A 22525-nucleotide genomic window follows, 5' to 3' on the forward strand; every position below is an offset into this window, starting at 1 on the left:
GCGCAGCTGTTCGAGAACTCGCCGACGCCGGTCAGCCTGGCCGAGATCGCCAAAGACGGCGAGGTGTCAGGGTCAACGACCGGCTCACGGCCGTCCCCCAGCCCGCCAAGGAACCCATGACCCGCTCACTCACCGTGGGCTCCTACCGGGGCACCAACCACACCTACAGCTACGCCATCCCGGCAAGCGCCTGGATCAGGTCCGCCGACGCCTTACCAGGAGCTGACGATCGACATCGCCAGCGGCTCCGGCGGCACGGACTACCTCAGTCCCGGGGTGTCCTACGACGCCATCGAGCTTGTGCCCTGAGCGGGGCGTCCTCGCGCGGTGGACCGGGATTGCCTCCCAGCGGGTGAAAACATACGTTGAGCACCGTTTCTTGTTCGATGGTTGGAAGGTGCCACCAGGTGGGCCGACGAGAGAAGCCGGTCGACCCGAGTGCCGGTCCGGTCCAGCGCCTCGCGCACGAACTGCGCCTGCTGCGGGATAAGGCCGGGAAGCCGCCGTACCGGGAGATGGCCGAGCTGGCGGGCTACTCCACGACCGCGCTGTCGCAGGCGGCGGCCGGTGACCAGTTGCCGACGCTCGCGGTGGTGCGCGCGTACGTGGAGGCGCTCGACGGCGACCCGGACGAGTGGGAGGCCCGCTGGCGGGAGGCGGACGCCGAGCTGCGCGCTCCCGCGGCCGACGAGCGGGCTCCCTACCGTGGGCTGGCCCGCTTCGAACCGGCTGACAGCGACCTGTTCTTCGGCCGGGACGCACTGGCCCGCGAACTCCTGCACCTGGCCCGCGCGCACCGGTTCGCGGCGGTGTTCGGGCCCTCCGGCACCGGCAAGTCCTCGCTGCTGCGGGCCGGCCTCGTCCCGCAGCTGCGGGAGAGCGACGGCGCCGGCCGACCGGCGGTGATCCGGGTCCTCACCCCCGGCGAGCGGCCCGCCCACACGCACGGGCCGGCGCTCGTTCCCCAGGATGGTGAGCTGGACACCTGGGTGATCGTCGACCAGTTCGAGGAGCTGTTCACCCTCTGCCACGACCGCGAGGAGCGGGACCGCTTCCTGGACCTGCTGCTCGGCGCGCGTGAGCCGGACAGCCGCCTGCGGGTCGTGGTGGCGGTGCGCGGCGACTTCTACGGCCACTGTGCCGAGCACCGCGAGCTGGCGGAGGCGGTCAGTCACGCGAACCTGCTGGTCGGGCCGATGAGCGGGGACGAGCTACGGGAGGTCGTCACAGGCCCCGCCACCGCGGCGGGGCTCAACGTGGAACGAGTGCTGACCGCGCGGGTCATCGAGGAGGTCGGCGACCGGCCGGGCGCGCTGCCGATGCTCTCGCACGCCCTGCTGGAGACGTGGCGCCGTCGCCGTGGCCGCACCCTGACGCTGGCCGCGTACGAGGAGGCGGGCGGCGTGCGCGGGGCGATCGCCGCCACCGCCGAGCAGGTCTACGGCGACCTGGACGAAGGCCAGGCCCGTACAGCCCGGCGCATCCTGCTGCGGCTGATCGCCCCCGGGGACCGCACGGCCGACACGCGCCGCCCGGCGTCCCGCTCGGAACTGGGACCGGAAGCGCTCGACGTCCTGGAACGACTGGCCGCCGCCCGCCTGATCACCCTGGACGGCGACACCGTCGAACTCGCCCACGAGGCCCTGATCACCGGGTGGCCACGCCTCGCCGGCTGGATCGAGGAGAGCCGGGAGCGGCTGCGCGCCCAACGGGCGCTCGGCGAGGCCGCCCGGGCCTGGGAGGAGCTGGACCGTGACCCCGGCGCGCTGTTCCGGGGGGCACGGCTGGAGCGCGCCGAGGAGCTGTTCGGCAGGCAGCGGGAGAAGGACGACACCGACGACCTCACCCTGTCGGAGCGGGCCTTCCTGACCGCCTCGGCCGCGGCCCGTGACGCCGAACGGGACGCCGTCACGCGCACCGCCCGCCGCACACGTGCGCTCACCGTCGGGCTCTCCGTCTTCCTCGTGCTCGCGCTGACCGCGGGACTCGTCGCCTGGCAGCGCGACCGGGTGGGCGAGGAGGAGGCCGCCAAGGCCGCCGCCCGCCGACTGGCCACCGTCGCCGAGAGCCTGCGTGCCACCGACCCCCGTACCGCGTCCCTGCTCGGTGCCGCCGCGTGGCGGATCGCCCCGCTCACCGAGACCCGCTCGGCCCTGCTGGGCGCGCTGGCCCAGCCGGAACGGGACGCCTTCACCGACCCGCAGACCGGCGAGGACGTCCAGCGCTTCCTCACCGACCAGGGCCGCACCCTGCTCAGGGCCGACGGCGGCCGCGTCACCGCCTGGAACGTGGCCGATCACCGCCGTACCAGCGCCTACCACGTGCCGAGCGACGCGGAGGCGTCCGACGCCGGCCCCGGCGGCCGGTTCCTCGTCCTGACCGGGGCGGGCAGCGACACCCTCTGGAACCTCCCCGAGGGGAGGTCCGTCGCCGACCTGGGCGACGCGGACCTCGGGGCGACCGCACCCGACACGGACGCGTACCTCATCCAGCCGTTCGACGGGCCCGGCCAGGTGCAGGTCCGCCGGACGGATGACGGCAAGGTCCTCTTCACCACCGGTGTCTCCCGCAGTATCACCACGGCGGCCCTCGCCGACGGTGGACGTCTGGCCGCTCTCTGCCCTGCCCAGGGGCCGCCCCAGGTGTGGGACACCGTGCGTGGCAGGCAGGTGCCCGGCGCTTGGCAGAAGGCGGACAAGACCGTGTGCGGCACCGGCTCGGGAGCCGACGGCGGGGACCGGCGGCTGCGCCTCAGCGCGGACGGCGGGCGGCTGGCCTCGGTCCACGGGACAGCGGTCACCGTCTGGGACGTCCGCAGCGGCCGCGTCGTCGCCGACTTCGCCAGCGGCGGCACGACCGGGTTCGCCCAGGCCGACCTCTCGCCCGACGGAGAGTTCCTCGCCACCACCGACGACCAGGAGATCGCCGTATGGCAGCTGGCGTCGGGGGGCGGGCAGGTCTTCCACCGGCCACTGGCCGGGGCGGAGGTCACCGGGCTGACCTGGACCCCGGACCACGGCCGCCGCGTCCTGCGCTACCTCGACCGCGCCACCGTCCACACCTTCGACCTCACCGACCGCCTCTCCGCACGCTGGCAGAGCACCCCGGCCGATGCCACGCTCCTCGGCCCGGACGGCACCACCCTCGCCACCGCCACCCGGTCCGGGCACGGCTACCGCTTCGAGCTGCGTTCCACCGGCACCGGCGCCGTCCTCGCCCGGAGCACGCTCGGCCCCCTGCCGAGCGACACCGGCGACGAAACCCCGCAGCTGGCCTTCAGCCCGGACGGCCGCACGCTCGCCGTCGCCGACACCACCTCCTCGGGAGGCTCCCTGCGGCTGCGGTTCTCCGTGTGGGACGTGGAGGACCGCACGGTCCGTACGAGTCTCACCACCTCGGGAGCGGCCGACCGCCCCGTGTCCGCGCTCGCCCTGGGCGCCGGCGGTGGCACGCTGCTGGCCGCGCGCTCCGCGAGTGGCGGCGACGCGGCGGAGGTCTGGGACACCCGGACCCACCGCAGGTCCCGCACCCTGCACGGCCTCTTCGGGCAGGCGGTGGCCGTGCGGCCGGACGGACGGCTGCTCGTCGGCTCCGCCGACCAGTACGCCGACGTGTCCTCCGGAAAGGTCACCGGGTGGGCGCTCGCCGACGGCCGCGAGGTCACCGCGCTCGCGTTCAGCCCCGACGGCACCCGGTTCGCCGTCGGCGACACCACCGGGCACGTGGCCCTCTGGGACGGCGACCTGCGGCACACCACGGGCGTCCTGACCGGCACCGCCGACACGGCCCCGAGCAGCCGGACCGAGGCCGTGGGCGCACTGGCCTTCTCCTCCGACGGCAGCACCCTCGCCGTGGGAGGAGCCGGCGGGACCCTCCGGCTGTGGGACACCGCCGGGCAACGGCTGCTCGGCGGCGACCTGCCCACAGCCGGGGACGAGATCCGCTCGCTCGCCTTCGGAAGGAACGACGGCATGCTCTACGCCACCGGCCCGAACGTGGTGCTGCAACGCCGCCCCATCGCCCCCGACGCGGCCGTCCGCGCCCTCTGCGAACGCGCCGGGGGCGGACTGACCCGGGCGCAGTGGCTGCGGTACGTCCCCGACGCGCCGTACCGGCAGGTCTGCCCAGCAGCACACTGAACGCGCACAAAAGGGGACAGAATACCTCCGGATCCGGCCCTGACATTGTTCACGGTGACCTCGGGGCTCGCTGAAAAACGCCCCTGACCAGAACGATCGGAGATCACAACGGCCGTCGGCGTCCCTCGGACGCGGCGGCCGCCCGGCGTCCGGTCCGCGACGCCCGGAAGGTCTCCTCCTCTCAGGTTCTGGTCACATGCGCTCTCACACCCTGCTCCCTGTCCTCGTGCTGCTCGGCTCGCTCACCGCGGCCTGTGCGCACGACTCGCCCGAACCGCCGGTCACGGCAGCCGACGGCGCACGGCCCGGCGCGTCGCCGTCCCCGGCCCGGACGGTCGACCCGTCGAAGATCAAGGGCCTGGAGATCGTCAGCGACGGAAGCGAGAACGGCTCCTGCTCCTTCGCGACCAGCTACCCGGATGTGCCCGGCGCGGAGGCGATGACGGCCGCGATGAAGAAGGACGTGGAGCGGCGCCTGGCAACCTTCCGCTCGGGGGCGTGCTCGGATTCGGGCGGCGCGGACGGCCGCGAGCTCAACATCAGCCACCAGTTCCTGGTCGCCTCCGGCGACGTGCTCGGCGTCCGCCTCACCACCCGGGACCAGAGCTCGGCGGGCGACGGGCTGTCCGCCAGGATGTACTGGTACGACGGCAAGGCCGGCGCCTACCGCACGACACTCGGACTCGTCGCCGACGGCTCCCGGGACGCCTTCCTCGCCGCCTTGGAAGATCAGCTCAAGGACCGGCAGGGCGTGGATGCGGCAGACCTGGACGACACGTTCTCCGTCCCGGAGAGCCGCGACGCCGCCCTGGACGACATGGCCTTCACCGCCGACGGCGGACTGCGGGTGCATTTCGACCGCGGCGACGTGGGCGTTCCGGCCGCCGGGGCCCAGACGGTGACCCTCCCCAAGAAGACGATCACGCCATGGCTGTCCGCGTTCGGCAAGCGCGCCCAGCGGCAGACCGTGAGCCCCAGCCGTTCACTCGACCTCGGCGCGCCCCACGTCCCCGCCCCGGCGGTCCCCACCCACACCGCCTCCGGCGACGACGACACCGACTGCAAGCAGGTCAAGTGCATCGCCCTGACCTTCGACGACGGCCCCGCCGCCCCCGAGACCGCGCCCCTGCTGACCCACCTCGCCCGGTACAAGGCGCGTGTCACCTTCTTCACCGTCGGCCAGAACGTGGCTGCCCACCCCGACCTCGTCCGCGCCGAGGCGAAGGCCGGTCACGAGGTCGGCAACCACTCCTGGAACCACCCCGATCTCACCAAGCTCTCCCCGGAGCAGGTCGCCTCCCAGCTGGGCCGCACCAGCGCGGCGATCAAGGCCGCCACCGGCAAGGCCCCCACCCTCTTCCGGCCGCCGTACGGCGCGGTCAACGCCAACGTGAAGGCCGCCACCACACTGTCGCCGGTGCTGTGGGACGTCGACACGGAGGACTGGAAGTACCGGGACAGCGCCAAGGTCGCTCAGACGGTCATCGCCAAGGCGCGGCGCAACAGCGTCGTCCTGATGCACGACATCCACCCGACGTCCGTCGCCGCCGTCCCCGAGATCCTTCGCTCCCTCACCGCCGCAGGCTTCCACTTCGTCACGGTGAGCCATCTGCGCGCCACGCTGTGATCAGGGGGTTGACGGACGGCCGACCAAAGTACTCGGCCCGGCGCGGAAAGAGGGAGATTCTTGATCCGGCTGTAGTCCCGGCAGGGCCATTCTGGTATTCCCGGCTGGGCCGACGTCGGCCCTGGTGCCCCCCTCCGTGCGGGGGAGGACGCCTCCCGCGGCGTGGGCCGGTGCGGAGTCTTTCCACCCCGTCAGCAAGTGAAGGAACACCATGGCAGGCATCACAGGCAGGACGGTTCTGATCGTCGGCGCCTCATCAGGGATCGGCGCGGAGGTCGCGCGCCTGCTGGGCCACGGCGGAAACCGTCTGGTCGTCACGGCACGGCGCGCCCCAGAGCTGGCAGCTCTGGCCAAGGACGTACGAGCCGCCGGCAGCGCCTGCCTGGACATTCCCGCCGACGCCCTGGACCCGCGGGCGGCCGCCGATGTGGTGACAGCCTCCGTCGCCGAGTACGGCTCCATCGACGTCGCACTGCTCAACGCCGGCCAGGGACCGGACATGTCGATGGACGAGGTCACCGTGGCAGACGTGGCACGGATCATGGCGCTGAACTACGACGTCGTCGTCAACTACCTCATCCCGCTGATCGCACAGATGGGAAGCCGGCCGCAGGGCGGCCTGATCGCCCACACCAACTCGCTGGCAGGGCTCATGGGCATCCCCCGCCAAGGCCCCTACTCCGCCGCGAAGGCGGCCGCCCGCACGCTCATCGACGCCGCCCGCGTCGAACTGGCCCCCAAGAGCATCCGGTTCACCAGCATCCACCCCGGCTTCGTGGCCACCGACCGGGTCAACGCCGACAGCCTGCCCAAACCCTTCCAGGTCAGCACGGCACGCGCGGCCCGCCACGTCATACGCGCCCTGGAAAAGGAACCGGCACAGGCGTACTTCCCCTGGGCGACGACCGCACTGGTCCGTACGCTGCGCGCCCTGCCCACTCCGGTCTCCTCAAGCGTCCTACGGAGACTGACCTCTCTATAGGCTCGCCCGGCCAGGGGTCGACTGCTCGGCCGGTGGCGTACCGCAAGGTGCCCGCCGATGGGCGCCTCAAGGTCGTCCAGAAGCCCCTGGCCGCTGAAGGGCCAGGGATCCGGCCGCTGTCTGGACATCACCGGCGGCTCCCAGGCCAACGAATTCGACCACGCTCGAACATCGGGTTTCGACAGAATCCTTGACGGCTCCTCAGCACCTCCCTACGCTCCGCGGGAGCGTTCCCATGCTCGTCTGAGTGAATGGTCACCCGCAGACTCTCAGGGATACCGGTCCACTCGACACCCCCCACGCATCGGAGGCCATCGTGACCGACGCGCACCTCGGCACCACGCCACCACCGCCAAGAGCCACGACGCGGTTTCAAGAAGCTGACCGCTCGGCGGCATCAACACCGTCGCACTGACCGGCACGCGCACCCCCGCCGCCGCGCCATGACGCCCGGTACCGCGTCGGCTTGGCATCACACCGCCGAGAACCAGCACCGCACCCTGGGTACTTCCGGGGGCAACCTGCCCACCCCGCCTCGCCCTGACGCCCGCACTGCCTGAGCCCCGCGCACCTGACCAGTGGTGGGGCACGAACCCAGGCGCGCTGACGTCGTGGGCAGCTGCGCGGCGGCGAGGCGGCTCGTCACCGGACCACACCTCTCGGAGCGCTCCCGCTCACATAGGAAGGGACCGGCATGCGCAGCACCCCGCACTTACCGTTCCTCCGCATTCTTCTGACTCTGCTTCTGCTCGCCCTCGGAGTGACCTTCGCGCCCGCGGTCGCTGCCGCCCCCGCGGCTCCCGTACGCATCATGCCGCTGGGTGACTCGATCACCGGCTCCCCCGGCTGCTGGCGCTCGGTGCTGTGGACCCGGCTGCGCAGTGCCGGTCACTCGAACATCGATTTCGTCGGTACCCTCAGCCAACAGGGCTGCCCCAGGCGTTCGACGGCGACAACGAGGGCCACGGCGGTGAGCTCGTGACCAACGTGGCGAACCAGAACCTGCTTCCCGCCCGGCTTTCAGCCACCCGTCCCGACATCGTTGTCATGCATGTCGGCACGAACGACGTCCGGAGCAGCATCGCGCCCGACCGCATTCTCACCGCCTACACCAAGCTGGTGACACAGATGCGGGCGTCGAACCCGAACATGAAGATCCTCGTCGCACAGATCATTCCGATGAACCCCGCCAACTGCACCGGCTGCGCCCGGCGAGTGGTCGACCTGAATACGCGGATCCCCGGCTGGGCCCGGACGACGAGCACAAGCCGCTCTCCGGTGACCGTGGTCGACCAGTGGACGGGCTTCAACACCTCGGGCGACACCTACGACGGGGTGCACCCGTCCGCCTCCGGCAACACGAAGATCGCCGCCCGCTGGTATCCCGCCCTCGCCGCCCTCCTCTGAAGGGCGTGCCGAGCGGCCCGGAGACCAGGATCCGTCTCCGCTGCCCGCACCGCCGCCGTCACCTGCACGGCACGAGCCACCGCCTGCTGAGCACACGGTCCTTCCCCGATTGGAGCCGCAGCCTTGAGATTCCGCACGCGAACCGCCCCACGAACGGCCGCCGTCCTGGCAGCTCTCCTGGGTCTCCTCGTCCCCCTGCTCGGTCTCGCCGCCCCGGCCCAGGCCGCTCCCACCGGCTTCCGCGTCCAGAACGGCCGACTGCTGGAAGCATCGGGCCACGACTTCGTGATGCGGGGCGTCAACCACGCCCACACCTGGTATCCGAACCGGATCAACTCCCTCTCCCACATCAAGACCAAGGGCGCCAACACCGTCCGCGTCGTCCTCGCGAGCGGTGACCGCTGGACTCGCAACAGCGCCGCCGACGTGGCCAACGTCGTCTCCCAGTGCAAGCAGAACCGGCTCATCTGCGTCCTGGAAGTCCACGACACCACGGGCTACGGCGACCAGAGCGGCGCGACCACCCTGTCCCGCGCCGCCGACTACTGGATCAGCCTGAAGACTGTCCTGACCAGCCAGGAGAAGTACGTCATCGTCAACATCGGCAACGAGCCGTACGGAAACGGCAACTACACGAGGTGGACGGCCGACACCAAGGCCGCCGTCCAGAAGCTGCGGAACGCCGGGTTCACCCACACGTTGATGGTGGACGCACCCAACTGGGGCCAGGACTGGGCGTTCACGATGCGCGACAACGCCGCGTCGGTGTTCGCCGCCGACCCGGACCGCAACACGGTGTTCTCGGTCCACATGTACGGCGTCTTCAACACGGCCGCGAAGGTCAATGACTACCTGAACCGCTTCGTGGCAGCGAAACTCCCCATCGTGGTCGGCGAGTTCGGCCACAACCACTCCGACGGCAACCCCGACGAGGACGCCATCCTGGCCACCGCCCAGCGGCTCCGCCTCGGCTACCTGGGCTGGTCGTGGAGCGGCAACAGCAGTGATGTGCGGTACCTGGACCTGGTCACCGACTTCGATCCCAACCAGCTCACCAGTTGGGGCCGGCGCCTCTTCAACGGAGCGAACGGCATCGCCGCCACCTCCAAGGAGGCCGCGGTCTTCTCCGTCGGCGCCACGAGCACCGACCCCCCGGCCGTTGCCCGGCTCCACCCTTGACGTAACTCCTCAGCCTGTCATGCGCACGCCATATCCACCCTGTCACCCGTTCAGCGCGACTCCCGTCACCACGACAAAGGCATGGAGGAACAGGACGATGCACTCGAGCATCACCGACGTCCCGGCGTCCGGCGACGCCCCCACCCGCCCGACGAGATCCGGCACGAGGAGCAGGACGGTGACCTTGAAGGCGGCCGTGGTCGCGGCCGTGACCGGCCTGATCACCGCACTGGTGGCGATCCAGCCGGCGTCGGCGCAATCGCCGTCGGCTGCGGCCAACCCCTACGAGCGGGGCCCGGATCCCACAGTGAGCAGCGTCGCGGCCCAGCGGGGCACGTTCGCCACCGCGGAGGTGACCGTGCCGCCCGGCAACGGCTTCAACGGCGGCAAGATCTACTACCCGACGGACACCTCTCTGGGCACATGGGGAGCGGTCGCGGCCGTGCCCGGTTACACCGCCCGGTGGTCTGCCGAAGGCGCGTGGATGGGGCCGTGGCTCGCGTCCTTCGGGTTCGTCGTCATCGGAATCGACACCAACAGCCCCAACGACTTCGACACCGCTCGCGGCACCCAGCTGCTCGCCGCGCTGGACTACCTGACCCAGAAGAGCCCGGTGCGCGACCGGGTCGATCCCAGCCGACTGGGCGTGATCGGCCACTCCATGGGCGGAGGCGGCGCCATCAGCGCAGCCGAACGCCGGCCGTCACTGAAGGCGGCCCTGCCGCTCGCACCCTTCTCCCCCTCACAAAACCTGTCCAGCCTGCGCGTGCCCACGATGATCATGGGCGCACGGGACGACGGCACGGTCACCCCGTCCTACCTCGACGGCCTCTACGGAGGCATGCCGGCCACCACGCAGAGCGCCTACATCGAGCTCACCGGCGGCGGCCACGGCTTCCCCACCTGGGGCAACTCGAACGTGACACGTCGTACGATCCCGTGGCTCAAGATCTTCCTCGACAACGACACCCGCTACACCCAGTTCCTGTGCCCGTCGCCGGCCGACCGCACCGGCGTCTCCCGGTCCCAGACCAAGTGCCCCTACGTGCCGCCCGGCACGACCACTCCTCCGCCGAGCGGTGGGCAGATCGTCGGCGCCGGCTCCGGCCGCTGCCTGGACGTACCGAACGCGTCGCAGACCAACGGCACCCAGCTCCAGCTGTGGGACTGCTCGGCCAATGCCAACCAGAAGTGGGCACGCACCGGCACTGGGGAACTGCGCGTGTACGGCAACAAGTGCCTGGACGCCGAAGGCGCGGGAACCTCCCCCGGTACACGGGTCATCATCTGGGACTGTCATGGCGGGCAGAACCAGCGCTGGAACGTCAACACCAGCGGCACCATCACCAGGGCGGATCCGGTCTGTGCCTGGACACGCAAAGCGACGGCACCGGGAACGGCACCAAGACGGTCCTGGGGAACTGCGATGGCGGGTCCGGCCAGCGCTGGACCGTCCGGTAGCGAGGACTGAATCCGACCCGAGGCAGATGGAGTCCGAAGCGCCGGTCATCGCCCGGCACTTCGGCCGTTGCAGGCTCTCCAATGGGCGGGTGCAGTCCTGGGCAGGGTCGTCGCACCGTTGTGTGGCTACCCGATGCGGCACGCTCGGTACGGCACTCGCTGTGTCTGACCGCCTCGGCCGCGTCTCGGCGACCGGTGACCGGTGACCGGCAGCGCCCGCAGCGGCGACGGCCGGCCCAGTCGCCTTCACCGGCTCGGGTCGCAAACGGCACGGGCACCCGCTCTCGCAACGGCCCCGACCGACCTCTCCGACTCGTCCCGACCGTCTTCCTCAAACGGCCGGACACAGGGCGACCGACAGGCGCCGAACTGACGCGGTGGCCCTTCGACCGACCGCCCGGTTGGACCTGCCGGTCAGTCCGAACAGCACCACCATCTGGGACGACATCTGCCATCGGCGCACAACGGGCCCGGGCCCACGCCCGACGCCCCCGGACACGCACACCGATCGAGGAGAACCCATGCTCAGACTCATCCGCGCGGTGCTGTCGGCGGCCCTGGTCGCCGCCGCGGTACCTGTCGCCCTCTTGCCGACCCCCCAGGCTCAGGCACTCGACAACGGCCTTGCCCGTACCCCCCAGTTGGGCTGGAACGACTGGAACAGCTTCGGCTGCAACGTGAGTGACCGTCTGATCCGGGAGACCGCCGACGCGATGGTCTCCAGCGGCATGGCCGCAGCCGGCTACCAGTACGTCAACATCGACGACTGCTGGTCGACGCGGAGCCGTGACTCCCGCGGCAACCTGGTCCCGGACCCGGTCAAGTTCCCCAACGGCATGAAGGCGGTCGCCGACTACGTGCACGGCAAGGGGCTGAAGCTCGGCATCTACTCCTCGGCAGGCCTGACCACCTGCGCCGGTTACCCCGCCAGCCTCGGCAACGAGCAGCGGGACGCCAACCTGTGGGCTTCCTGGGGCATCGACTATCTCAAGTACGACAACTGCGGTGACCACCAGGGCCGTAGCGGCCAGGAACGCTACACCGCCATGCGCGACGCACTGGCCAGGACGGGCCGCCCCATCCTCTTCGCCCTCTGCAACTGGGGCCAGGACCAGGTAGGCACCTGGGGCCCCGCCACCGGCAACTCCTGGCGCAACACCGGCGACATCCAGGCCAACTGGAATTCCGTGATGGGCATCCTGGACGCCCAACCCGGCTGGGCGGGCTTCTCCCGCCCCGGTGCCTGGAACGACCCGGACATGCTGGAGGTCGGCAACGGCCTGTCCGACACCGAGTCCCGAGCCCACTTCAGCCTCTGGGCGCTGCTCAACGCGCCTTTGATCGCGGGCAACGACCTGCGCACCATGAGCGCCGCCACCAAGTCGATCCTGACCAACACCGAGGTCATCGGGGTCAACCAGGACTGGGGCGGCCGGCAGGGCAACCGCCTCGTCGACAACGGCAACACCGAGGTGTGGACCAAGCCGATGGCCAACGGCTCCGTCGCAGTGGTCCTCCTCAACCGCGGCAGCGCCACGGCCACCGTCTCCACGTCCGCTCCACAGATCGGCCTCGGCTCGGCGTCCAGTTACTCGGTACGCGACCTGTGGGCGCACACCACCAGCACGACCAGCGGCTCCATCAGCGCCTCCGTCCCCGCCCACGGCGCCGCGATGTACGTGGTCTCCGGCGGCGGCACGCCCCCCGGCAACAGCACCCACTCGCTGAAGGGCCAGGGCTCCGGCCGCTGTCTGGACATCACCGGCGGCTCCCAGGCCAACGGAACCCTCGCCGGGATCTGGGACTGCAACGGCGCCGCCAACCAGCGGTTCACCAGCACCAGCGCGGGCGAACTGCGGGTCTACGGCGGCGCCAAGTGCCTGGACGTCGTCGGCGCCGCCACCGCCAACGGCACCGCCGTGAACATCTGGGACTGCAACGGCCAGTCCAACCAGCAGTTCCGCCTCAATACCGACGGCACCATCACGGCCGTCGGCTCGGGTAAATGCCTCGACGTCAGTGGCGGCGCCACCGCCAACGGCACCAAGGTCCAGATCTGGACCTGCGGCGGCGCACCCAACCAGAAGTGGACCCGCGTCTGACCGATCCTGCCGCCCGACACCGTCCGGGCCGAGACCACGGGTCCGGCCCGGACCGCCCCCTCCAGGATCTACGAACGCATGTGGCTGAGCCCTCAGTTGGCCCGCCTGAGCACCGTCGCCGGCCGGCCCGCCTTGGGGCTATCCGGGGATGGCGCCGAGGTCGACGCCGGTCAGGTCACGGCTTGCGTCCCACAACCGCGCCGCTACGGAGGTGTCGGCGAGGTGGTTCCACACCGGTTCATGTCGGGGCTTGCCCCGCAGGCTGAAGACGCGCGGTCCCCACAGCTGTCCTCCGCGCACGGTCGGGTCGAGCACCGCTCGGACCGCGGGCCATGCACCGGCGTGCTTGCCCTGGACGAGGAGGGCGGCTGGTGTCCCGCAGAGGCGCGCACCAGCGGTCCGCACATGGACTGGCGGCCGTGACGGGGTCAGGGAGTCCAGCGCGCCGCCGGGATGGACCACCACGCTCGCCATCGTGCTGTCGACGGCGCGCAGGTGGCGGTCGAGTTCGAGGCCGAAGTACATCTGCGCCAGCTTGGAGCGTCCGTAGGTGCGCTTGGGCCGGTAGTCCTTCCGGGACTGCAGGTCGTCGAAGTCGAGCCGCTCGGACTTCGCCGCGAAGCTGCCCATGGTCACGATGCGGGCCGCCGGTGCGGCCGACAACAGCGGCATCAGCCAGTGGGTCAACGCGAAGTGCCCGAGGTGGTTCGTGCCGAACATGAGCTCGTGACCGTCCTCGGTCTCCCGGCGCGGCGGGTCGTCGAGTGCGACGCCGGCGTTGTGGACCACCGCGTCGAGGCGTTCCACACCCAGTGATTCCACCGTTGTTCTGAGCGACGAGAGGTCGGCGAGGTCCAGCCGTACGGTCCGCACCCGCGCGCCAGGGACACGCGAGCGGATCGCTACCGTGGCGACTTCGGCCTTCGCGAGGTTGCGGCTGCCCAGTACGACAGTGGCTCCGGTTGCGGACAACTGCTCCGCGACGAAGTACCCGATGCCGGCGTTGCCGCCGGTGACCAGGAAGACGCTGCCATCGGCACGCGGCAGCCGTTGAACATCCCAGGGCAGGATGGAGGATGTGGACGACATGGCGGCAGGGCTCCCTTGCTGGTGAAGGCGGCTGCCCTGCGGGGCAGCTCGACGCCCACGGTTCCAGCGGCCCCCGACACATCGCCTACAGATCACCGACAGCCCCGCCGGACGGCCGAGGCCCTGCCGACGCGGTACTGGTCCGTTGCAGCCCGTCGTTGGCCCTGAGTGTCACAGTGGCCAGCGTCAGACGCGGCGCCGGCCCTCGGCTCCGTCGCGGACCGTTGCCCGCCCGGGTGCGGCCGGCGCCAGCCGGTACGCATTGCCCTCGCGCCGCACATGACCGGCGGTCGGCGGCGGGAAGTGGCTGCCGAGCAGCAGGGTCGAGGTGCCGGCCAGCGAGTCGAGCATCCGGTGCCGGGTCCGGGCGGCGAGCTCGGGTGCGATGTCCACGCAGCTGCAGAGTTCCGGATGTCCTATCTGGACCGGGTGGTGGATGCTGTCGCCGCTGATGAGTGCGCTCTCACCCTGGCTGCTCAACTCCACCGTGACCTGGCCCGGAGTGTGGCCGGGGCTGGGCAGCAGACGGACGCCCGGCGCGATGTCCGTGCCCGCGTCCGCGATGTCGACGAGGTCGAGGAGGCCCGCGTCCCGGACCGGGTGCACCGAGTCCTGGAACATCTGCTGTCGCGCGTCGTCCATCTCGACACCGGCCCAGTAGCTCCATTCGGCATGCGAGGTGAGATAGCGCGCGTTGGGGAAGGTGGGAACCCAACTGCCGCCTTCGAAGCGTGTGTTCCAGCCCACGTGGTCGGTGTGGAGGTGGGTCAGGATGACGAGGTCCACGGTCTCCGGTGAGAAGCCTTCCGCCGTCAGTCGCGCCTCGTAGTCGCTGTTCAGGTTGTGCCAGGCGGGATTGGCGCGCCGCTTTCCGTTTCCGATGCCGGTGTCGACGAGTATCCGCAGCCCGTCCACCTCGACCGCGAAACTGTGGCTTGCCAGCCGGAGGACTCCCGCTTCGTCGGCGAAGTGGGGGCGCAGCCAAGGGGTTCGGGTCACGACGTCCGCAGTCGCCCCGGGCAGCAGCCACGGGCCGGTCGCGGCGGGAAGAGCCGTTTCGTTGATACGTCGCACGGTGTGGTCACCCACGGACCATGCGGGGGCCTGTGCGGTGGCGGGGGCACTGGGTGGCGGGGTCGTGGACACGGTGATCTTCCCTTACGTCTACTAAAAGCAACTGGTTTGCTTTAAGCCACCGTAGGCCCTACCGTCACCTAAGGCAAACGATTCGCTTTTAGGTGTCGCGGGCCGTGGACAGTTCCCGGACCGATGCACCGCACAGAGCTGGAAGGACACCATGACCAGCGAACTCACTCCTCAGCAGGCAGCTCAAGGCGCGCTGCGGGCGGGACTCGCCCTCGGGGACGACCGTCACGAACGGGTGGCTGCGACCGCCAACCACATCCACTCCGTCATTGCCACACTGCGGGAACTCGACTTCGCCGACACGCCCCCTGCGGTCTCGTACCGTGCCGGACAGGAGAACGCCGATGCAGCCCTTTGAACTGTCCCTCGCCGAGGCGGCCCGCGCCCTCCGCGCACGGGAGTTGTCCCCGGTCGAGCTCACCGAATCCGTACTGGACCGCATCGGCGCGGTCGACGGACGGCTCCGCGCCTACGCCACCGTCGCAGCGGACGCCGCCGCGGACGCGGCGGTTCGCGCCGAACGGGAAATCTCCGAAGACGGACCGCGCAGTCCGCTGCACGGGATCCCCATGGGCCTCAAGGACCTGATCGACGCCGCCGGCCTGCCCACCACAGCGAGCTCGGACGTCCGGGCCGGGCACATCGCGGACCACGACAGCCAGGTGGCCGCCCGCCTGAAGGCTGCCGGGACCGTTCTCCTGGGCAAGACGCACACCCATGAGTTCGCCTACGGCCTGACCACCCCGCAGACCAGCAACGCCTGGGACCAGAGCCGCGTCGCCGGAGGGTCGAGTGGCGGCTCGGCGGTGGCGGTCGCCGCGGGCGAGGCGACGTTCGCCCTGGGCACCGATACGGGAGGCTCCATCCGGGTCCCCGCCGCGCTCAACGGCGTGGTGGGCCTCAAGCCGACCTACGGTCTCGTGTCCCGCTCCGGTGTGACCTCGCTGTCCTGGTCCCTGGACCATGTCGGACCCCTCACCCGCAGCGCGACGGACGCGGCTCTGGTACTGGCCGCGACGGCCGGGTACGACCCGCGCGACCCGGCGAGTGTGTCCGGCCCCCCGCTGGAGTTCACCGGCAGCGGAGATCTGAAGGGGCTCAGGGTCGGCATCCCCCGCAACCACTACTTCGACAGAGTCTCGCCCGAAGTCGAGGAGGCCGTACGCCGGGCGATCGATCGGCTGACGGAACTCGGCGCGAAGCTCGTCGAGGTTGAGATCCCGATGGCACGCTACGTCCAGGCCATCCAGTGGGGGCTGATGGTTCCCGAGGCCACGGCCTACCACGAGCAGTCGTTGCGGTCCGTCCCCGATCTGTACACCCCGGACGTACGCGTCCTGCTCGAGGCCGGCGAACTCACATCGGCCGGCGACTACCTGCGCGCCCAGCGGGCCCGCACCATGATGCGCGACGGCTGGGCTCGCATGTTCGACGAGATCGACGTCCTCGCCGCCCCGACGGTGCCGATGACAGCCGCGAAGTCCGGTCAGGACACGGTCGAATGGGCCGACGGCACTGTGGAAGCGGTGTCCGACAGTTATGTCCGCCTCTCCGCCCCGGCCAACATCACCGGCGTTCCGGCCATCACTTTGCCGGTCGGGCACGATCACGCCGGACTGCCGATCGGTATGCAGTTGATGGCGCGCCCCTTCCGGGACGCGACGGTGCTGCGCGTTGGGCGGGTCTACGAGGAGGCGGCCGCCGACGTGGGGCGGATCGCCCCGGTGGTGGCCTGAGGACCGGTGGTGGCCTGAGGACCGGTGACGGCCTGAGGACCGGCGGAAGTCCCTCGCGCTCGCCTCGGGACGCCCGACAGGGCTTCTCGGTCCGCCGGATTCAGATGGTGCGGGCCCAGGGCGGTGGCGGCGCCACCCCGGGCATCTGTCGCGGAGAACGGGACAGGTGCTGCTGCTAGAAGCAACTCATTCGCATTAAGGTGGCATGCATGAGCCCCAAGCCCATGACGCGCCCCGGCGGGCGCAGCGCCCGTGTGCAGGAGTCCGTTCATGCCGCGGTTCGTGAACTTGTCGGTGAGACCGGCCGCGAAGCACTGACCGTTCCCCTGGTGGCGGCCCGGGCCGGCGTGACACCTTCCACGATCTACCGCCGTTGGGGCGACCTGCAGGAACTCCTGTCCGACGTCGCAGTCGAACGGCTGCGTCCGGAGAGTGACCCCGTCGATCTCGGCAGCCTGCGGGCCGACCTCGACGCATGGGCGGAGCAGTTCCTCGACGAGATGGCCTCGCCACCCGGGCGTGCGTACATCAGGGATGCGCTCCTCGGTGACCCGGACGGCACCAATGCCGGCCAGTGCTCCGCCTACGCCGCGGAGCAGATCGACGCCATCCTGAGCCGTGCGACGCGGCGCGGAGAGTCAGTGCCAGAGACGGAAAGGGTGATCGACCGGGTCGTGGCGCCGATGATGTACCGCATTCTCTTCCGCCCCGGGCGACTGGACGCCGCGTACGCGCGCGAACTCGTGACGAACGCCCTCGACCGGCCCTGACAGCGAAGCCCACACCGGAGCGACCCGTACGGGTCGTCAACGCCTGGCGGGCCAGGGCGTAGGCCTCCTCCCCGAGCCACCTGCGGCGCTTCGACGACCCCCTGCGGCACGTCCTGCTCGCGGCCTCGCTTTCCATTGCCCCGGAGGTCGAGAAGCGGCTGCGCTTAGGGAGCGGCGCTCGACCTCCCCAGGCGTTGCGCCGCTCCCGACCAGCCCACGTCAGCTACCCGCAAACCCGCGCCCTACGTCCACTCAGACCGGCGGACACGTCACACGGCTCATCGACCGGGCCGGAGCACAGGATCCACTCGACCCGGCGAAGGCTTTCCCGGTGGCAGACCACCGAAGCTGGGGTGACCCTCAGTACCGGCGTCCACCCAAACACTGGAGGGCCCTGGCGCCGTACGGCGCCAGGGCCCGAAGGATTGCTACACCATCTGCCGGCTCTGGTACTGCGCCGGCCTTCTGTCTCCGCATTCCCGACCGAGATGCCGGCGGGGATGCTGGGATCGCGGTTGCTTGACCGGAGACCACCTCACTATCGATGTCCTGCGGTACCCGGGGCTCGAAAAGCCGCCCGGGCGATCCTGATGGCGTCCAACTCCTCCGTTCTTCCCTCGCTGTTCGTGCTCTTCGGCAGCCAGCCCCGTCAGCCGTCCTGCCACTGCTCTGGCTTGGAACCCCACTGCCGAACCTCCCGGTGCGCGCGTCCGCAGCCGACGCCTTCACCGAGGTACCACTCACTGATTCCACTGCGAGTACAGCGGGTACTGCTCGCGGCGGCCCCTGAAATCTGCGGGCCACCCGGTCCGGTCGTCAGTTCCGTCGCCGTCCTGCAACCACCCTGGCTTCGAAACTCCACCACCGCACCGTCCTGCGCACTGCAACTTCGGTACTGCTGCCCGGCAGTTCATGTCTGCCGGGCCCTTCCGCCTGTCTGGGCTACGAGAGAAACCATAACCACATCACTGACCAATGTCTACTCTGACAAAGATAGATTTTCGTGCGTGGGGGGCGCGGCCCGGTCGCGAGCGGCAAGGGAAGGCCGAGCCCGCCAGGACTCGCCGAGCAGGGCCCCGTCCACCACCGCCCGCCCGTGACCACGTGTCGGCGAGCAGCACTCGGCATATGGTCGTATGACCGTAATCGGCAAGGAGACGGCCCGCGCCTTCGTCACAGCGGGCTTCGAGGTGGTCGGAACCGGCCGCAGGACCTCCGGACTCACCCCGCCCGCCGGCGTGACCTACCTCGATCTCGACGTGGCCAGTGACGACTCCGCCACCGCCGCGGTCGCAGAGGTGATCGACCGGTTCGGGCGTATCGACGTCCTGGTCAACAACGCGGGCGTCGGCTCGGCAGGCACCGTCGAGGAGACCTCTCGCCCAGGTCCAGAACGTGCTGAACGTCAACGTCGTCGGCGTCATCCGCACGACGAAGGCCGTCCTGCCGCACATGCGTGCTCAGGGTGGTGGGCGCGTCATCAACATCTCGTCCGTCCTCGGGGTCGCTCCCCAGCCCTTCATGGCCTCTACGTCGCGTCGAAGCACGCCATTGAGGGCTACTCGGAGTCGCTGGACCACGAGGTTCGCGAGCACGGCGCCCGGGTCCTCCTTGTCCAGCCCGCCCAGCTTCGGCACCAACGCCGCACAGCCCGACACCCCGCTGCCTCTGTACGCGGAGCGGCGGCGCGTCTTCGACGAGGTGATCGCGGATGCGATGAGGGTCGGCGACGACCCCGCCGTCGTAGCCAAGGTGATCGTCACTGCGGCCACCGACAAGAAGCCGAAGCTGCGCTGCACCGCCGGTCCGCTTGCCTCACGCGTCACCGCGGCGCGCCGCCTCGTCCCCGCCGGAGCGTTCGACAGGCAGATCCGCAAGAACAACCGCATGGCCGGCTGACCTGGCTCCCGCCCGGTACATCCCCACGAACGCCCGTGACCAGCACCGACATGTAGAGGCGAGGTGTACTTGGACGACGTCGGCGATCGTCCGTCACATGTTGATCATGTGGCCTGCGAGGCCGTGGACGGCTTCCTTGACGGCCTCACCCAGGGTGGGATGCGCGTGGACGTTGCGGGCCACCTCGTGGACCGTCAGGTCCCACTGCTGGGCCAGGGTCAGTTCGGGAAGCAGTTCGGTGACGTCTGGGCCGATGAGATGAGCTCCGAGGAGCTCACCGTACGTGCCGTCGCTGATCAGCTTCACGAAGCCGGTCGCGTCGCCCAGACCGTGGGCCTTGGCGTTCGCCGTGAACGGGAACTTGGCGACCTGGACATCGAAGCCCTTCTCCCTCGCCTGCGCCTCGGTGTAGCCGAAGCTGGCGATCTGCGGCTGGCAGAAGGTGGACCGCGGGATCATCACGTAGTCCAGCTCCATGGTCTCGGCGTCCGCGATCGTCTCGGCGGCGACCACGCCCATCGCCTCGGCGGCGTGCGCGAGCATCAGCTTCGCTGTGACGTCCCCGATGGCGTAGATGTGCGGAACCGAGGTGCGGCAACGGCCGTCCACGTCGATCGCCCCGCGCTCGGTGACGCGTACACCCGTGTTCTCCAGGCCGTAGCCGGTGACATTGGGCGCGAAGCCGATCGCCTGCAGGACCTTGTCGGCCTCGAGGACCTGCTGGGCGCCGTCCTTGCCGGTGACTGTGACACGGACCTGCGGGCCGGACTCGTCGATCGATTCGACGCGGGTCGAGGTGAGCACGTCGATGCCCAACTTCCGGTACTGCTTGGCCAGTTCGGCGGATACCTCGACGTCCTCCAGCGGGGCGATCCGGTCCAGGAACTCGACGACGGTGACCTTCACGCCGTAGTTGTGCAGCACATAGGCGAACTCGACACCGATGGCCCCGGCACCGGCGATCACGATCGACTGCGGCAGGTCCTCGGCGAGGATCTGCTCCTCGTACGTCACCACGCGGGACGTGCGTCGGGTACCGGGCAGCAGCCTGGGGCTCGCGCCGGCGGCGATGACGCAGTGATCGAAGCCGATGCTGCGGGTGTTGCCGTCGTAGTCGGCCACCTGGAGTGTGTGCGGGTCGAGGAACGTGCCGCGACCGCTGATTTCCGTGATCTTGTTCTTCTTCATCAGGTAGTGGACGCCCTTGACCCGGCCGTCCGCGACCTTCCGACTGCGGCGGAAGGCCTCCCCGTAGTCGAAGGAGACCTGTCCGTCGACCTTGATGCCGAAGGTCTTCGCCTCGCGCGTGAAGATGTGTGCGAGTTCGGCGTTGCGCAGCAGGGCCTTGGTGGGGATGCAGCCCACGTTCAAGCAGACGCCGCCCCAGTACTTCTCCTCGACGACCGCGACGCGCTTGCCCAGTTGGGCGGCCCGGATGGCGGCTACGTATCCGCCGGGCCCCGCGCCGAGTACGACGACGTCGAAGTGTTCACCCTGCTCGTCCACGGACGGCTTCCTTTCCGCTGGGCAGCCGACTCCTGGGAGGGACCGGCTCGCTCCCGATCGTACGATCTGTTCATCAACTCGACAGCGGCCCGCCGGACATCTGCTTCAGCATCCCGGCACCGCGGCCCGCGCCCGCTCAGCCATCATCGACGGCGGGCCGAGGCTCCGCCGGCCTCGTCCGGACGAGACGTTCTCAGCTCACTCGGGCGGCCTCATGCGAAAGGCCGGTCCTGGGACACTCTCGATGTCTCTCGCTTGCACCGGGTGGCCTCGTTCGCAGCGAATCCGGGCGTCGGCATGGCCGCCGCACTCGCGGTGTCGCGCACGTCCCCGCACTGCGAGTCACGACCGAACCGCAACAGCGGCGCGCGGTCCGGCCGCCCCTGACACCCGCTACCGCCCAAGGAAGTCGAGGGCCTCCGCCACGAACTGCTCGTGGAACTGGAAGATGCCTCCGTGACCGGCGTCGGGGTAGACGACCAGGTCGGCGTTCGGCAGCCGTCGGGCCAGTTCGAACGAGTTCTTCGTCGGCACCATCCGGTCGCTCTCGCCGTTGGCGACGAGCACGGGCTGATGGATGACCGAGAGATCCTGGGGCTGCGCGAGTCCCCAGCGGTGAATGGCCTTGAGCTGAGCGAAGTACGACGTGAGGGAGATCGCTTTGTCCCTGTCGTGGGTGCGCTCCTTGAGGCGGGCGAGGAACTGTTTTCCGGCTCGGCGCCCGCCCGCGGTGCGGGTGAAGAAGAGGAACTGTTTCGGGTCCTGGAGGGTGAACAGGGCCCGTACGGTGTCGAGATGGGCCACCCGGCTCACGTTCTCGATGCCCTCGCCGCCCGCGGGGCCGGTGCCCGTGAGGATCAGCTTGCGGACGAGCTGCGGTTCGTCCTGCGCGATCACCTGGGCGATCATGCCGCCCATCGAGAAGCCATGAAGGTCGACATGCTCGAGCCCGAGCCCCCGGATGAACGTGACGGCGTCCTTCGCCATCTCCTCGATGGTCTTCGGTGTCGAGCCGCTGGAGGCGCCGACACCCCTGTTGTCGAAGGTGATGACGCGATGCCTGGCGGCGATGCCATCGACGATCCGGGGGTCCCAGTTGTCGAGGACAGCGGAAAGGTGGGTGAGGAAGACCACCGGGGTACCGGCCCTCGGACCGAGGTCACGGTAGGCGAAGGTCACTCCCCCGGCGGCGAGCGTACGGGTGGGCGCCTTGCTGTACGACGTCACCACGTCGCCTCGTACTCCTTGTGCGTCGTTCATGGCCGTGCCCTTCTCTGCATGGGGGTGTCTGGACTGCGCCTGCGGTCCGTGCGGTCGACGGCGGCAGGCCCGTAGAAGTCGGAGCCCTGCTTCGGTCGAGCCCTCCAGCATCACGCCGACTATTGAAGTATGAACGTAATTCAATGTGGCCGCAAGAGGTGCGCCGCATACGGTGACGGCGAGGCCGCGACACCGCGACACCGCGACACCGCGACACCGCGA

Annotated in this window: 14 protein-coding genes and 2 pseudogenes; 11 read left to right on the forward strand and 5 right to left on the reverse strand. The window is 70.1% G+C overall.

Features of this window, described 5'->3' with window-relative positions:
* Window positions 1-407: 407 nt before the first annotated feature.
* The 5 genes and pseudogenes from QOL88_RS03030 to QOL88_RS03050 all read left to right on the forward strand — a co-directional run bounded on the left by QOL88_RS03030 (window position 408) and on the right by QOL88_RS03050 (window position 9334).
* Window positions 408-4139 (forward strand): nSTAND1 domain-containing NTPase, encoded by a 3732-nt coding sequence (locus QOL88_RS03030; RefSeq protein ID WP_097214953.1) that lies wholly within the window; start codon window positions 408-410, stop codon window positions 4137-4139.
* 196 nt (window positions 4140-4335) lie between these two features.
* Window positions 4336-5766, forward strand: coding sequence for a polysaccharide deacetylase family protein (locus tag QOL88_RS03035; RefSeq protein WP_097214954.1), 1431 nt, complete (start codon window positions 4336-4338; stop codon window positions 5764-5766).
* 211 nt (window positions 5767-5977) lie between these two features.
* Window positions 5978-6748 carry an SDR family NAD(P)-dependent oxidoreductase gene (locus tag QOL88_RS03040; protein ID WP_097214955.1) on the forward strand — a complete coding sequence of 257 codons (771 nt, stop codon included), beginning with the start codon at window positions 5978-5980 and terminating at the stop codon, window positions 6746-6748.
* 694 nt (window positions 6749-7442) lie between these two features.
* Window positions 7443-8152, forward strand: a pseudogene (locus QOL88_RS03045) (SGNH/GDSL hydrolase family protein); the annotation flags it as partial.
* A gap of 126 nt (window positions 8153-8278) precedes the next feature.
* Window positions 8279-9334, forward strand: coding sequence for a glycoside hydrolase family 5 protein (locus QOL88_RS03050; RefSeq protein ID WP_097214956.1), 1056 nt, complete (start codon window positions 8279-8281; stop codon window positions 9332-9334).
* 42 nt (window positions 9335-9376) lie between these two features.
* On the opposite strand, the gene QOL88_RS03055 is transcribed toward QOL88_RS03050, so the two are convergent.
* On the reverse strand, window positions 9377-9613 hold the full coding sequence (locus QOL88_RS03055; RefSeq protein ID WP_218892945.1) for a hypothetical protein: 237 nt from the start codon (window positions 9611-9613) through the stop codon (window positions 9377-9379).
* A gap of 28 nt (window positions 9614-9641) precedes the next feature.
* Here QOL88_RS03055 and QOL88_RS03060 point away from each other — a divergent pair, with 28 nt between their 5' ends.
* Window positions 9642-10805: a poly(ethylene terephthalate) hydrolase family protein gene (locus QOL88_RS03060; RefSeq protein ID WP_257027446.1), complete on the forward strand. Its 1164-nt coding sequence runs from the start codon at window positions 9642-9644 to the stop codon at window positions 10803-10805.
* Between the two features lie 511 nt (window positions 10806-11316).
* Complete coding sequence (locus QOL88_RS03065) at window positions 11317-12897, forward strand: lectin (RefSeq protein WP_097214957.1); 1581 nt, start codon at window positions 11317-11319, stop codon at window positions 12895-12897.
* 138 nt (window positions 12898-13035) lie between these two features.
* Here QOL88_RS03065 and QOL88_RS03070 read toward each other — a convergent pair whose 3' ends face one another.
* Together QOL88_RS03070 and QOL88_RS03075 are read right to left on the reverse strand one after the other, a co-directional pair.
* Window positions 13036-13986 carry an SDR family NAD(P)-dependent oxidoreductase gene (locus QOL88_RS03070; RefSeq protein ID WP_097214958.1) on the reverse strand — a complete coding sequence of 317 codons (951 nt, stop codon included), beginning with the start codon at window positions 13984-13986 and terminating at the stop codon, window positions 13036-13038.
* Window positions 13987-14172: 186 nt separating this feature from the next.
* The gene (locus QOL88_RS03075; protein ID WP_097222837.1) at window positions 14173-15075 is read right to left on the reverse strand and encodes an MBL fold metallo-hydrolase; all 903 of its coding nucleotides are present in this window, start codon (window positions 15073-15075) and stop codon (window positions 14173-14175) included.
* A 208-nt stretch (window positions 15076-15283) separates the two neighbouring features.
* Here QOL88_RS03075 and QOL88_RS03080 point away from each other — a divergent pair, with 208 nt between their 5' ends.
* The 4 genes and pseudogenes from QOL88_RS03080 to QOL88_RS03095 all read left to right on the forward strand — a co-directional run bounded on the left by QOL88_RS03080 (window position 15284) and on the right by QOL88_RS03095 (window position 19537).
* Window positions 15284-15490 carry a hypothetical protein gene (locus tag QOL88_RS03080; protein ID WP_097214959.1) on the forward strand — a complete coding sequence of 69 codons (207 nt, stop codon included), beginning with the start codon at window positions 15284-15286 and terminating at the stop codon, window positions 15488-15490.
* Complete coding sequence (locus QOL88_RS03085) at window positions 15477-16868, forward strand: amidase (RefSeq protein ID WP_097214960.1); 1392 nt, start codon at window positions 15477-15479, stop codon at window positions 16866-16868. Before QOL88_RS03080 ends, QOL88_RS03085 begins: the two co-directional genes overlap by 14 nt.
* Before the next feature lie 224 nt (window positions 16869-17092).
* The gene (locus tag QOL88_RS03090) at window positions 17093-17638 is read left to right on the forward strand and encodes a TetR/AcrR family transcriptional regulator (RefSeq protein ID WP_218892909.1); all 546 of its coding nucleotides are present in this window, start codon (window positions 17093-17095) and stop codon (window positions 17636-17638) included.
* A 1136-nt stretch (window positions 17639-18774) separates the two neighbouring features.
* Window positions 18775-19537, forward strand: a pseudogene (locus QOL88_RS03095) (oxidoreductase).
* Between the two features lie 93 nt (window positions 19538-19630).
* Here the strand turns inward: QOL88_RS03095 and lpdA are convergent.
* Together lpdA and QOL88_RS03105 are read right to left on the reverse strand one after the other, a co-directional pair.
* Window positions 19631-21043, reverse strand: coding sequence for a dihydrolipoyl dehydrogenase (lpdA, locus tag QOL88_RS03100; RefSeq protein ID WP_097214962.1), 1413 nt, complete (start codon window positions 21041-21043; stop codon window positions 19631-19633).
* 393 nt (window positions 21044-21436) lie between these two features.
* Entirely contained in the window at window positions 21437-22303 is an 867-nt protein-coding gene (locus QOL88_RS03105) for an alpha/beta fold hydrolase (protein WP_179878751.1), read from the reverse strand.
* Between the last annotated feature and the right edge of the window lie 222 nt (window positions 22304-22525).

It is taken from the genome of Streptomyces sp. Ag82_O1-12 (assembly GCF_900182715.1).
Taxonomy (GTDB): Bacteria; Actinomycetota; Actinomycetes; order Streptomycetales; family Streptomycetaceae; genus Streptomyces; species Streptomyces massasporeus.